Below are 12,838 nucleotides of genomic sequence, written 5' to 3' on the forward strand. Positions count from 1 at the left end.
ACGCCTAGACTTCGCCCGATGCCTACGGCCCCTGCTCCGCGCACCCTCGCCGAGGACCTGCGCTCGCGCGCGGACGAGGACCTGGTGGTCCTGTTCACGCAGCGACCCGACCTCGCCGCGCCCCTGCCCACGTCCTCGACGGCCCTGGCGACGCGGGCGACGACGCGGGCGAGCACCCAGCGTGCGCTGGAACGCCTGGACACCCCGGCCCTGCAGGTCGCCGAGGTGCTCGCGGTGCTGCCGGACCCGACGAGCGTCACCGCGGTCTCGAAGGCGTGGGGGGCGCGCGCCAACGACGTCGTCGCGCACCTGCGCCGCAGCGCGCTGCTCTGGGGACCCGACCGCCGCCTGCACCTCGTCTCGGCCGTGCGCGAACTCCTCGGCCCGCACCCGGCGGGGCTCGGCCCGACGCTGGCCGACGCCCTGGGCCGTCGCTCCCCGCAGCGGCTGGCGGAACTGCTCGAGGACCTCGGTCTCGAGGTCAGCCACGACCCCGAGGTCGCCCTCACCCGCCTCGGGGAGCACCTCGGCGCCCCCGGCACGGTCGAGCAGTTGCTCACCGACGCTCCCGAGGGGGTCAGGACGGTCCTGGACAAGCTGACCTGGGGACCGCCGACGGGCGCCGTCGAACGCGCCGACCGCCAGGTCCGGACGGCGACGTCGACGGGGCCGGTGGACTGGTTGCTCTCGCGCGGGCTGCTGGCCGTGTCCGGCCCGGGAACCGTCGTGCTCCCCCGCGAGGTCGGCCTCGCGCTGCGCGGAGGTCGCGTGCACCGCACCCCCGACCGGCGCCCGCCCGAGCTGAGCACGACGACGCGACGCCACGAGGTCGTGCTCGCCGGTGGCGCCGAGGCCGCCGCGGAGGCGTGCCGCCTCGTCGACGAACTGGGCCGGTTGTGGGGTGCCGCGGGTCCGTCGGTGCTGCGCGCCGGTGGTCTCGGCGTGCGCGAGCTGCGACGGACGGCGAGCGCCCTCGAGGTCGACGAGTCCACGGCCGCGCTGGTCGTCGAGACGGCCTGGGTCGCCGGGCTCGTCGCCGACGACGGCGAGGTCGAGCCGCGGTGGCTGCCGACGCCGGCCTACGACACCTGGGTCGAGGAGGACCTGCCCTACCGCTGGGTGCACCTGGCCAGCTGCTGGCTGGCGAGCACCCGGGTGCCCGCGATGGTCGGCAGCCGCGACGCCAAGGACGCCGCCCGCAACGCGCTGGGCCCGGACCTCGACCGCGCCTCCGCCCTCGTGGTGCGGCGCGCGGTGCTGAGCGAGCTCGCCGCGCTGGCGCAGGACGAGGTGGCGGCGCCGGAGACGTTGGCGGCGCGGTTGCGCTGGCAGTCCCCGCGGCGGGCGACGAAGCTGCGCGACGACCTCGTGGGCTGGACCGTCCGGGACGCGTCCTGGCTGGGGGTCCTGGGGGCCGGTGCCCTCTCCCCCGCGGGCCGGGCCCTCCTGGTGGACGACGAGGAGGGGGCCGCGGCGGCGCTGGCGGCGGCCCTGCCGACGCCCGTGCGCGAGGTGCTGCTGCAGGCGGACCTGACCGCGGTGGCCCCCGGTCCGCTGGAGACCCACCTGTCCCGGCGGCTGGAGTCGCTGGCCCGGGTGGAGAGCCGGGGCGGCGCGACGGTCTACCGCTTCGACCCGACGTCGGTGCGCCACGGCCTCGACGACGGTCAGACGGCCGACGAGGCCCTGGCCTTCCTCGCCGCGTTGTCCTCCACGGGTGTCCCGCAGCCGCTGGAGTACCTGGTCCGCGACGTCGCCCGCCGCCACGGCCGGGTCCGGGTCGGGCGTGCGGGGTCCTACGTGCGCGCCGAGGACCCGGCCCTGCTCGCGGAGCTCGTCGCCGACAAGCGCTGCGCGGCGATCGGGTTGCGGATGCTGGCCCCGACCGTCCTGGCCAGCCCGGCCGACCCGGACGAGGTCCTGTCCGTGCTGCGTCAGGTCGGGGTGGCCCCGGCGGCCGAGGGCCCCGACGGCGAACTCCTGGTGCGGCGGGCGACGGCGATGCGCTCGGGCCCGCGCCCCTCGCCCCGCCCCGTGACGGGTGAACCGCCCGCCCCGGGCGCCGCGCTGCTCGCCGCGGCCGTCCAGACCGTCCGCGCCGGCGACGAGGACGTGGCGGAGCTGGAGCGTCGCCGCGAGCGCACCCGGGACGCCCCGCCGCTGCCGCCGATGGACCCGACGACGTCGCTGGCCGTGCTGCGCGACGCGGTCGGACGGCGACGGCCGGTGTGGATCGGCTACGTCGACGCGTCCGGCTCCACGAGCCGACACCTCGTCGAGCCCCTGGGGGTGGAGGGCGGCCGGATCACCGCGTTCGACCACGAGCAGCGCTCGGTCCGCTCCTACTCGGTGCACCGGGTCACCGGTGTGGCCGAGGCGCAGGCCTGAGCGGAGGCTCGTGTCGGAGAGGTGAGCTAGCGTCGTAGCGCACGACGACCAGATCGAGGACACCTCACGGGAGCGCGAACCAGCATGAGCGACAGCGGTCAGGGCGACGGACAGCGTTCCTGGTGGGAGAAGCCCGACCAGGAGCCCCCGGCGCAGGACCCCTACCGGGCGGGCGCCGCCCCGTCCTCCGCCGAGGACGCGCACGATCCGTACCGGTCGACGCCGCCGGCCCCGGACGCCCCGACGCAGGCCCACCCCACCGCGCCGCCGACGGAGAGCCTCCCGCGCTACGGGCAGCCGAGCAGCCCCTACGGGGAGTCGGGTCAGTCGGGTCAGCAGTCCTCACCCTGGTCCCAGCAGTCCTCCTCCTACGGGCAGCAGAACGACCAGCCCACGGGCTACGGGCAGAACCAGCCGTACCCCTCGAGCTACCCGGGCCAGCAGCAGCACCCGAGCCAGCCCTACCCGAACCAGCAGTACCCGAACCAGTACGGCAGCTACGGCACCCCGCAGCAGGTGCCCGTCGCGGGCATGGCGCACGCCGTCCTGTGGACGTCGGTCGGCGGGCTCGTGCTGATGTTCACCGGCCTCGGCTGGATCGCGGCCATCGTGGCGCTGGCCCTCACCCCCGGCGCACGCCGCGAGATCATGGAGGCCAACGGCGCCAAGCGCGGCCTGGGCTTCCTCTTCGCGGGCAAGATCTGCGCCTGGGTCAACATCGGTCTGACGGTCCTGCTGATCATCGGTCTCATCGTGCTGTTCGGGATCATCGGTGCGAACGGCGGCTTCGACGACAGTTCCACGTTCGACCCGAACTCCGTGAGCGTCCTGTCCACCCACTGACCGGAAGTTCCCGACCGATTGCGGAGTTGAGCACCAGGTGACCGACGGACCCCTCATCGTCCAGAGCGACAAGACCCTGCTGCTCGAGGTCGACCACCCGCGCGCGAGTGCGTGCCGGGCGGCGATCGCCCCCTTCGCCGAGCTCGAACGTGCCCCCGAGCACGTCCACACCTACCGGTTGACGCCGTTGGGGCTGTGGAACGCCCGCGCCGCGGGCCACGACGCCGAACAGGTCGTCGACACCCTGCTGGAGTTCTCCCGCTACTCCGTCCCGCACGCGTTGCTGGTCGACGTGGCCGAGACGATGGCCCGCTACGGCCGGCTGCAGCTGGTGAAGGACGAGGAGCACGGCCTCGTCCTGCGCTCCCTCGACGCCCCGGTGCTCGAGGAGATCCTGCGCAGCAAGAAGGCCTCGCCGCTGCTGGGGACCCGCATCGCCCCGGACACCGTCCTGGTGCACCCGAGCGAACGCGGGAACCTCAAGCAGGTGCTGCTGAAGCTGGGCTGGCCGGCCGAGGACCTCGCCGGCTACGTCGACGGTGAGGCGCACGCGATCGACCTGGCCGAGGACGGCTGGACCCTGCGGCCCTACCAGGCCGACGCGGTGGACAACTTCTGGCACGGCGGGTCCGGGGTGGTCGTGCTGCCCTGCGGCGCCGGCAAGACCCTCGTGGGCGCGGCCGCGATGGCCAAGGCCCGCGCGACGACGCTGATCCTCGTGACCAACACCGTCTCGGCCCGGCAGTGGCGCGACGAACTGCTCAAGCGCACCTCGCTGACCGAGGACGAGATCGGTGAGTACTCCGGGGCCCGCAAGGAGATCCGTCCGGTGACGATCGCGACGTACCAGGTCGTGACGACGAAGCGGAAGGGTGTCTACCCGCACCTGGAGCTCTTCGACGCCCGCGACTGGGGACTCATCCTCTACGACGAGGTCCACCTGCTGCCGGCGCCCATCTTCCGGATGACCGCCGACCTGCAGGCCCGTCGCCGCCTCGGGCTGACGGCGACGCTGGTGCGCGAGGACGGCCGTGAGGGCGACGTGTTCTCCCTCATCGGTCCCAAGCGCTACGACGCCCCGTGGAAGGACATCGAGGCGCAGGGCTACATCGCGCCCGCCGACTGCGTCGAGGTGCGCGTCACCCTCCCCGACTCCGAACGCCTGGCCTACGCCACGGCCGAGGACGACGAGAAGTACCGGTTGTGCTCGACCTCCGCGTCGAAGTCCCGGGTGGTGGAGAAGCTCGTCGCGCAGCACAAGGGCGAGCCGACGCTGGTCATCGGTCAGTACATCGACCAGCTCGACGACCTCGGGATGCGCCTCGACGCACCGGTGATCAAGGGCGAGACGACGGTCAAGGAACGTCAGCGCCTGTTCGAGGCGTTCCGCCACGGCGAGATCACGACGCTCGTCGTGAGCAAGGTCGCGAACTTCTCGATCGACCTGCCGGAGGCCAAGGTCGCGATCCAGGTGTCGGGCTCGTTCGGGTCGCGCCAGGAGGAGGCCCAGCGCCTCGGCCGGGTGCTGCGACCCAAGGGTGACCACGGCTCGGCGCGGTTCTACACCGTCGTCTCCCGCGACACCAAGGACCAGGACTACGCCGCCCACCGGCAGCGCTTCCTGGCCGAGCAGGGGTACGCGTACCGGATCGTGGACGCTGACGACATCGACGGTGGCGTCCCCGACGCCGACGGGGTCCTGCCCGGGAACTGAGGCGGCGCGGCTAGAGCGGGGCCAGACGCGGGGCGGGTGCGACCGGGGCCACCGGGTCCGCCGCCGGGGGCGGGACGAGGGCCGGGACCGCTCGCCCGCGCTGGGCCAGAGCGGCGAGCAGCAGGTCCGCGGGCTCGGGGCGGGCGTCCTGCCGCGCCTCGAGCCAGCCCAGGAGCCCGTCCGGGCGGTTGGTGATGACGCCGTCGACCCCGGCCTCGACCAGCACCCGCCAGAGCGCCGCCTCGTTCACGGTCCACGGCCACACCGCGAGGCCGGCGGCGTGCAGTTCGGCCACCGCGGCGGGCCGGGCGGCCAGGCAGGTCACGGACGGGTTGCAGGCGATCACACCGAGGTCGCGGCGCAGGGCGCGTCCCTGGGCGAGGGCGTCGGCGTCGAGGTCGTCGAGCAGGATCGCCCGGCGCACCTGCGGCGCCACCTGCTGCACGGTCGTCAGCGTGCCCACCTCGAAGCTCTGCAGCACGACCTGCTCGAGGGCGCCGCTGCGGCGCACGTCCCGCAGCACTCCCTCGACCTCCGCACGGCCCCAGACGCCCTTCAGCTCCAGCAGCAGCTGGGCGCCGGGGTGCTCGGCGAGCAGGTTCAGCAGGTCCGCCAGCAGGGGGACGCGCTGGCCGCGGTAGGCGGTGGAGAACCAGGAACCGGCGTCGAGTCGGGCCAGCTCGGCGGCGCCGAGGTCGGACACCCGGCCGCTACCCCCGGTGGTGGCGTCGACGTCGTCGTCGTGGATGAGGACGGCCGTGCCGTCGGCCGCGGGGTGCAGGTCGGTCTCGACCATGTGGGCACCGCACCGCAGAGCGGCCTCGAACGCGGCGAGGGTGTTCTCCGGCGCCACGGCGGAGTACCCGCGGTGGGCGATCACGAGGGGCAGGGCCGGCGAGGGGGCGTCGACCGGGAAGCGGCTGTCGAGGGTCACCAGGGGTCTCCGCCCTGCTGGGAGCGAGCACCGAGGGGTTGCCCGGCGCGTGTTCGAGGAGCCTTCGGCACGCCCGTGGGGGACCTGAAGCCGCGCTGGGGCCACCTCACCCGTCCGCAGGAACGGGTGAGGCACCTCCCTCGGGACCTCAGTCTCAGGCGCCGGAACTCTGGCTGGCGACGTCGATGAGGACCTTCCCGACGGCGTCGCCCTCGACCGCCTCGTGGGCGGCGGCCGTCTGCGCCAGCGGGAAGCGCAGCAGGGGCAGACCGTGCTCCTCCCCCACCGGCAGCGCGCCGTCGCGCAGGGCGGCGGTGACGTCCTCCGCCGCGGCGGCCAGCGCCTGCGCGCCCATCGTGTACATGAGGATGAACTGCAGCCGGGTGTTGAGGACCATGTTCGCGCGGATGTCGACGCGGACGTCGTCGCCGCCGTTGTTCGCGTAGCCGGCGATCGAGGCGCGCGGACGGACGACGGCCTGGTCCAGCTCGAAGTTCGGCGCGAGGGCGACCTCGACGACGAGGTCGACCCCGTCGGGGGCGATCGCCCGGATCTCCGCGGCGGGATCCCCTTCGCGGTAGTTGACGACGTGGTGGGCGCCGGCGGCGGTGGCCAGTCGCGCCTTCTCGGGTCCGCTGACGGTGGTGATCACCGTGGCCCCGGCCCAGCGGGCGAGCTGGATCGCCGCGTGCCCGACGGCCCCGGCGCCGCCGGAGACGAGCACGACCCGCCCGTCGAGCGCTCCGGGAGCCAGCCGTCGTGGGCCGTCCTCGGCCACGGTCAGGGCCCGGTGGGCGGTGACGGCCGGCACCCCCAGCGACGCGCCCACGTCGAAGGAGACCCCCTCGGGCAGCGGGGCCACCCGCTCGGCGGGCAGCACTGTGAACTCCTGCGCGGTGCCCGTGGGGCGGCCGTGCGCGGCCATGCACGTCCACACCCGGTCGCCCACGGCGAAGCCGGTCACGCCCGGGCCGACGGCGTCGACGACCCCGGCACCGTCCTGGTTCGGGGTGGTCTCGGCGAAGGCGAGGGGCTGGCCGTCGCCGCCGCCGCGCCGGGACTTCCAGTCGGTGGGGTTGACCCCGGACACCACGACACGCACCCGGACCTCGCCGGCGCCGGGCTCGGGGACGGGGCGCTCCTCCAGGCGCAGGACGGAGGCGGGACCGGTCTCGGAGTACACGATGGACTTCACCTCGAGGCGAACCCCGCCCGGCCGCTCACTGTTCCGCTCAGGGTTCCGCTCAGGCCTGTTCCAGGCCCCGCCGTCGCAGCAGCGGGGCGAGGTCGGCGTCGCGGCCGCGGAACTCCCGGTAGGCCTGCAGCGGGTCGACGCTGCCGCCGCGGGACAGGACGGTCGCCCGGAAGTGCTCGCCGTTCTCCCGGCGCAGCCCGCCGTTCTCCGCGAACCACTCCACCGTGTCTGCGTCGAGGACCTCGCTCCACACGTAGGAGTAGTAGGCCGCGGCGTACCCGCCGCCGAAGACGTGGTGGAAGTAGGTGCTGCGGTAGCGCGGCGGGACGGTGTCGAGGGCGACGCCGGCGTCCTGCAGCGCTCGGGCCTCGAACGCGCCGACGTCGTCGGGGGTCGCGTCGTCCAGGGTGCCGGGGGCGACGCGGTGCCAGGCCTGGTCCAGCAACGAGGCGGCGAGGTACTCGGTGGTCCCGAACCCCTGGCCGTAGCCGCGAGCGGCCCGCAGACCGTCCACCGCTCCCTCCGGGAGGGGTTCGCCGGTCTCGACGTGGCGGGCGTAGCGGGCGATGACGTCGGGTTCGAAACCCCAGAACTCGTTGACCTGGGACGGGAACTCCACGAAGTCGCGGGGGACGCTGGTCCCGGAGAACCGCGGGAAGTGCACGTCGGAGAGCAACCCGTGCAGGGTGTGCCCGAACTCGTGGAAGAGGGTCTCGACCTCGTCGACGCTCAGCAGCGCCGGGTCGCCCGGGGCGGGTTTCGCCACGTTGAGGCAGTTCACGACGACGGGGCGCTGCCCCAGCAACCGGGACTGCTCGACGAAGGAACTCATCCACGCCCCACCGCGCTTCGACGGCCGCGCGTAGGGGTCGAACAGGTACAGGCCCAGCGGGCCGGTCTCGTCGGAGACCTCGAAGGCCCGCACGTCGGGGGAGAACACCGGGACGTCGGCGCGTTCGGTGAAGGTCAGCCCGTAGAGCGCCGTGGCCGTGGCGAACACCCCGTCGACGAGGACCCGTTCGAGGTCGAACCACGGCCGCAACGCCTCGGCGTCGACGGCGAAGCGCTCGCGCCGCAACCGTTCCGCGTAGTAGGCCCAGTCCCAGGGCTGCAACGGCCCCGTCTCGCCGTCGGCGAGCAGCAGGTCGGTGAGTTCCGCCTCCTCCCGGCGGGCGTTCACGACGGCGGCGGGAGCGAGGCGGCGCAGCATCCCGACGGCGGCCTCGACGTCGCCCGCGGTCTCGTCCGCGACGACCCAGGAGGCGTGGTCGGGGTAGCCGAGCAGGGCGGCCCGTTCGGCGCGCACCGCCGCGATGCGCAGCAGGACCGCCCGGGTGTCGTGCGCACCGCCGCGGCCACCGCGCTGCACCGAGGCCTCGTGGACGAGTCGGCGGGTCTCCCTGCGGCGCAGGGACTCCAGCACGGGCTGACCGGTGGGGAGGACGAGCGGCACGAGGTAGCCGCCCCGCTCCCCCGCCGCGCTCGCGGCGCGGGCCAGTTCGCTCGGGGCCAGCCCGTCGAGCGCGTCGGCGTCGGTGAGGTGGACGGCGAGGGCGTTGGTGTCGGCGAGCAGTTCGACGTCGAACCGCGTGGTGAGCCGGGACAGTTCCTCGTTGAGCTCCCGCAACCGGGCGGCGTCGACCTCCTCGAGCAGCGCCCCGGAGCGGGCCGCGTCGCGGTGCAGCTTCTCCAGCAACCGACGCGGCTCCCCGTCGAGGTCGAGGGAGGTGTCCTCGTGCATCTCGCGCACGCGGGCGACGAGACGCGGGTCGAGGCGGACGGCGTCGTGGTGGGCGGAGAGCCGCGGCGAGAACTCCTCCTGCACTGCCCGCAGCGCGTCGTCGGCGTCGGTCCCGACGAGGTTGAAGAACACCGCCTCGACGCGGCCCAGCAACTGCCCGGCCGACTCCAGCGCGTCGAGGAACTGCGTCGGGCCCAGGTCGGCGGCGAGCAGCGCGTCGACCTCGCCGAGGTGCTCGGCCATCCCGGCCTCGAAGGCCGGGGCGTAGTGCTCGACGCGGATCCGGTCGAAGGGTGGCACCGCGAACGGCAGGTCGCTGGGGGCGGCGAACGGGTTCTGCGGATCGAGGGCCATGCCCCGATCCTCCCCGATCACCCCCGCGGCGCCACCAGGGACGTCACGAGGCGGTCGAGTTCGGCGGCGGGGTCGCGGGTCAGGCCGCAGTGCACGGGCGAGGTCTGCAGCACGGTCGAGCGGGGCGCGACGAGCCAGCGGAACCGGGCGCCCTTCGCCTCGGTCGTGGGGGCCCCGCCGCGGGGGTCCCCGGCGCAGACGGCCTCGAGCGCACCGAGGTGGCGGGTGACGGCCTCGACGTCGAGGTCCGGGGCCAGCGCCCGGGCCCGGTCCACGTCGAAGGCGGTGCGGGCCTGCAGGTGTTCCAGCGCGCGGCACCACAGCACGACGCCGACGTTGACGAACTCGGCCCGCTCGACGCGGGGCACGACGCGGACGACGGCGTACTCGTAGACCTCCAGCGCGGGGACCTCCAGCTCAGCCACGGGGCACCTCCGCCTGGACCCGGGCCAGTTCCGAGACCCAGGTGGGGCCGGCGAGGCGGGCGGTGAACCAGTCGAGGTAAGCGCTGCGCAGGTCCTCGACGGAGTCGAAACCGGGTTCGTCCTCGAGCCAGCCGTCGGGGACCTCGTCGACGGCGGCGCGCAGGACGTCCGGGGACAACGCGGCGGCGCAGCGCCCGGCGACGTCGGTAACCGGAGCCGCGGCGCGCAGCAGCAGGTGGTCCTCGGCGTGGCGCAGCGGCCGGTCGGTGCTCGCGGCGGCGCGCGGCCAGTCGTGGTGGAAGTAGAGGGACGCACCGTGGTCGATGAGCCAGGGCCTGGCCCCCCACCACAACGAGTTCGGGTTGCGCCAGGAACGGTCCACGTTGAGGACGAAGGCGTCGAACCACAGGACGCGCGCGGCCCAGCCGGGGTCGACGGGGTCCACCGCGGGGTCGAAGGAGAGCGCACCGGGCAGGAAGTCCATCCCCAGGTTCTCGCCCGGGGAGCGCAGCAGCAGGTCCTGGACCTCCTCGTCGGGCTCACCCCGCCCGATGACCGGGTCGACGGCGGCGACGACGAGTTCGGGGACGGCCAGGCCGAGCGCACCGGCGAGGTGCGCGGCGAGGACCTCCGCCACCAGCACCCGCCGGCCCTGCCCCGCGCCGTGGAACTTCACGACGTAGGTCCCCAGGTCGTCGGCCTCGCAGAGCCCGGGGAGGCTCCCGCCCTCCCGCAACGGCGCGACGTAGCGCGTCGCGGTCACCTTCCTCAGCACCCACAGATCTTCGCACCCCGACGCGCACGAGGCTCCGGGCGAGTCCCCAGGTCCCTCCCAGGGTTCGGGCGCAGAATCGTGACCGTGAGATCTACGAGTTCCGCCCCGGAGGCCCGCCTGCTGGTGGTCGACGACGAGCCGAGCATCCGCGAGCTGCTGGCCACCAGCCTCCGCTTCGCCGGCTTCGAGGTCGCCTCGGCGGGTGACGGTGCCGAGGCGCTGAAGCTGGCCGAGGACTTCCGCCCGGACCTCGTCGTGCTCGACGTCATGCTGCCCGACGTCGACGGCTTCACCGTGACGCGCAAGCTGCGCGAACGGGGACGGGCCGTCCCGGTGCTGTTCCTCACCGCCCGGGACGACACCGCCGACAAGGTGGCGGGGCTCACCGTCGGCGGCGACGACTACGTGACGAAGCCCTTCAGCCTGGAGGAGGTCGTGGCCCGGATCCGGGCCGTGCTGCGCCGCACCGGCGGGGCCGAGGGCGCCGACACGGGGCGCCTGGTCTTCCACGACCTGGAACTCGAGGAGGACTCCCACGAGGTCCGCCGCGGCGGACGCGAGGTGGAGCTCTCCCCCACCGAGTTCAAGCTGCTGCGCTACCTCATGCTCAACCCGAACCGGGTGCTCTCCAAGGCGCAGATCCTCGACCACGTGTGGGACTACGACTTCAACGGCGAGGCGGGGATCGTGGAGAGCTACATCTCCTACCTGCGCCGCAAGCTGGACACCGAGGGTCTGGAACCGCTGATCCACACCAAGCGGGGCGTCGGGTACGTCCTGCGCGTCGCGCAGACGGTGGGATGAGGTCGCCCGCGGACCGGGTGCGGTCCGCGAGGGGCAAGGTCCTAGCGGCCGAGGCGCACCTGCCGTTGCGGGTGCGCCTGCTCGTCATCGTGGTGCTGCTGTTGTTGATGGCGATGACCGTGACGAGCCTGGTGTCCTTGCAGCTCCTGCAGAACAACCTGCGCAACCAGGTGGACGAGCAACTCCGCGTCAAGGGTGTGGCGGCCATCAGGAGCGCGTTCCCGGTGTTCAACCAGTCCGCCGCGCAGCAGTTGCTGCTCTCCGACTACTACGTTCAGGTGGCGGAGGCGGACGGCTCCCACCCGGTCGAGACCTGTCCCCCGAACCAGGACTGCCCTCGACCGGACCTACCGGTCCTGACCACGGCCTACCTGGGATCGATGGACGGCAAAGCGTTCACCATCGCCGACGACGGTGACGGTGACCCGTGGCGGGTGCTGCTCTTCCCGGGGACCTCGGCTTCGGGGGACCGGGTGAACATCGCCGTCGCGCTGCCGTTGTCCGGGGCCAACCGCACCCTGGCCGACTTCCGCGTCGCCGCCCTCGCCGTTGGCGTCGCAGTCCTGGTGCTCGGGGGTTTCGCAGCCGCCCTGGCGATCCGGCGCAGTTTCCGCCCCCTCGACGACATCGAGCGCACGGCGTCCGCCATCGCCGGCGGCGATCTGTCGCAGCGTGTCCCGGAAGCTCCACCCGGCACCGAGATCGGCCGGTTGTCGACGGCCTTGAACACCATGCTGACCCAGATCGAGGCGCTCTTCCACTCCCAGCAACGTTCTGAGGAGCAGATGCGACGCTTCGTCGCCGACGCCAGCCACGAGCTCCGCACGCCGCTGGCCGCCATCCGTGGTTTCGCCGAGCTGTACCGGCAGGGCGCGGTGCGCGAACCCGACGACGTCGCCCACGTGATGGAACGCATCGAGGGCGAGTCGACGCGACTCGGTCACCTCGTGGAGGACCTGCTGCGCCTGGCCCGGCTCGACGAGGCGCAGCGGCGCCGGAGCGCGACCCGGGAACCCGTCGACCTCGCGGTGGTCGCCTCAGACGCCGTGCACGACGCCCGGGGGCTGACGTCGGACCGTTCGGTGCGTCTGGTGGGGCTCGAGGACGGCGTGGGCCCGAACTCCGCGATCGTGCTGGCCGACGAGTCCGGGATGCGCCAGGTCCTGACGAACCTGCTGGGTAACGCCCTGCACCACACCCCCGCCGGGACGCCGGTCGAGGTCGCCGTGGGCCGGCTGATGGGCCCGTCGGGTCCGGAGTCGGTGGTGGAGGTGCGCGACCACGGGCAGGGGCTGACCCCGGAGCAGGCGGACCGGGTCTTCGAGCGCTTCTACCGGGTCGACTCCTCGCGGCGTCGCGGGACGGGTGGCGGGTCCGGGTTGGGCCTGGCGATCGTCTCGACGATCGTGGAGGTTCACGGCGGGACGGTGGCCGTCGCGCCCACGGAGGGTGGTGGGGCGACTTTCCGGGTACGGTTCCGCGCCGACCGCCCCACCAGCACCGTCCCGTCCGAGGAACCGGTCGAGGACGACCCTCCGTCCCCGATCATTCACAGCTAGGTTCCAGCTGACTCCGGGTTCACCTGCAGCCCGGTGTCCGTTACTAGAGGTGCGAGCGCGGACCCCGCGCCCGGAACGACCAGCAGACGCCCGACTCGCAGAGGTG

At 73.7% G+C, this 12,838-nt stretch carries 10 protein-coding genes; 5 read left to right on the forward strand and 5 right to left on the reverse strand.

The annotated features are described in order from the left end of the window. Positions 1–18 precede the first annotated feature (18 nt). The 3 genes from SJY07_RS05665 to SJY07_RS05675 all read left to right on the forward strand — a co-directional run bounded on the left by SJY07_RS05665 (position 19) and on the right by SJY07_RS05675 (position 4,945). The gene (locus SJY07_RS05665) at positions 19–2,388 is read left to right on the forward strand and encodes a helicase-associated domain-containing protein (protein WP_380157613.1); all 2,370 of its coding nucleotides are present in this window, start codon (positions 19–21) and stop codon (positions 2,386–2,388) included. Positions 2,389–2,472: 84 nt separating this feature from the next. Then, entirely contained in the window at positions 2,473–3,231 is a 759-nt protein-coding gene (locus tag SJY07_RS05670; RefSeq protein ID WP_380157615.1) for a hypothetical protein, read from the forward strand. 37 nt (positions 3,232–3,268) lie between these two features. Continuing rightward, positions 3,269–4,945 carry a DNA repair helicase XPB gene (locus SJY07_RS05675; RefSeq protein WP_328295223.1) on the forward strand — a complete coding sequence of 559 codons (1,677 nt, stop codon included), beginning with the start codon at positions 3,269–3,271 and terminating at the stop codon, positions 4,943–4,945. Between the two features lie 10 nt (positions 4,946–4,955). Here the strand turns inward: SJY07_RS05675 and SJY07_RS05680 are convergent, their stop codons facing one another. The 5 genes from SJY07_RS05680 to SJY07_RS05700 all read right to left on the reverse strand — a co-directional run bounded on the left by SJY07_RS05680 (position 4,956) and on the right by SJY07_RS05700 (position 10,369). Further along, on the reverse strand, positions 4,956–5,879 hold the full coding sequence (locus tag SJY07_RS05680) for a glycerophosphodiester phosphodiesterase (protein WP_380157617.1): 924 nt from the start codon (positions 5,877–5,879) through the stop codon (positions 4,956–4,958). 154 nt (positions 5,880–6,033) lie between these two features. Continuing rightward, positions 6,034–7,074 (reverse strand): NADPH:quinone reductase, encoded by a 1,041-nt coding sequence (locus SJY07_RS05685; RefSeq protein ID WP_380157619.1) that lies wholly within the window; start codon positions 7,072–7,074, stop codon positions 6,034–6,036. Positions 7,075–7,123: 49 nt separating this feature from the next. Further along, entirely contained in the window at positions 7,124–9,169 is a 2,046-nt protein-coding gene (locus tag SJY07_RS05690; RefSeq protein ID WP_380157621.1) for a M3 family metallopeptidase, read from the reverse strand. Positions 9,170–9,186: 17 nt separating this feature from the next. After that, complete coding sequence (locus tag SJY07_RS05695) at positions 9,187–9,594, reverse strand: DUF3037 domain-containing protein (protein ID WP_380157622.1); 408 nt, start codon at positions 9,592–9,594, stop codon at positions 9,187–9,189. After that, on the reverse strand, positions 9,587–10,369 hold the full coding sequence (locus SJY07_RS05700) for a HipA family kinase (RefSeq protein ID WP_380157623.1): 783 nt from the start codon (positions 10,367–10,369) through the stop codon (positions 9,587–9,589). The genes SJY07_RS05695 and SJY07_RS05700 overlap by 8 nt, the downstream gene beginning before the upstream one ends. A gap of 84 nt (positions 10,370–10,453) precedes the next feature. On the opposite strand from SJY07_RS05700, the gene SJY07_RS05705 reads away from it, so the two are divergent. Together SJY07_RS05705 and SJY07_RS05710 are read left to right on the forward strand one after the other, a co-directional pair. Then, positions 10,454–11,173 (forward strand): response regulator transcription factor, encoded by a 720-nt coding sequence (locus SJY07_RS05705; RefSeq protein WP_380157625.1) that lies wholly within the window; start codon positions 10,454–10,456, stop codon positions 11,171–11,173. Then, positions 11,170–12,732 (forward strand): sensor histidine kinase, encoded by a 1,563-nt coding sequence (locus SJY07_RS05710; RefSeq protein WP_380157627.1) that lies wholly within the window; start codon positions 11,170–11,172, stop codon positions 12,730–12,732. The genes SJY07_RS05705 and SJY07_RS05710 overlap by 4 nt, the downstream gene beginning before the upstream one ends. Positions 12,733–12,838: the final 106 nt, after the last annotated feature.

Source organism: Kineococcus sp. R86509, assembly GCF_042466365.1.
GTDB lineage: Bacteria > Actinomycetota > Actinomycetes > Actinomycetales > Kineococcaceae > Kineococcus.

What these genes read in the sequence shown, in the direction of transcription:
- SJY07_RS05665 (WP_380157613.1), top strand. Translation starts at nt 19, where the DNA reads ATGCCTACGGCCCCTGCTCCGCGCACCCTCGCCGAGGACCTGCGCTCG.
- SJY07_RS05670 (WP_380157615.1), top strand. Translation starts at nt 2,473, where the DNA reads ATGAGCGACAGCGGTCAGGGCGACGGACAGCGTTCCTGGTGGGAGAAG.
- SJY07_RS05690 (WP_380157621.1), bottom strand. Translation starts at nt 9,169, where the DNA reads ATGGCCCTCGATCCGCAGAACCCGTTCGCCGCCCCCAGCGACCTGCCG.
- SJY07_RS05710 (WP_380157627.1), top strand. Translation starts at nt 11,170, where the DNA reads ATGAGGTCGCCCGCGGACCGGGTGCGGTCCGCGAGGGGCAAGGTCCTA.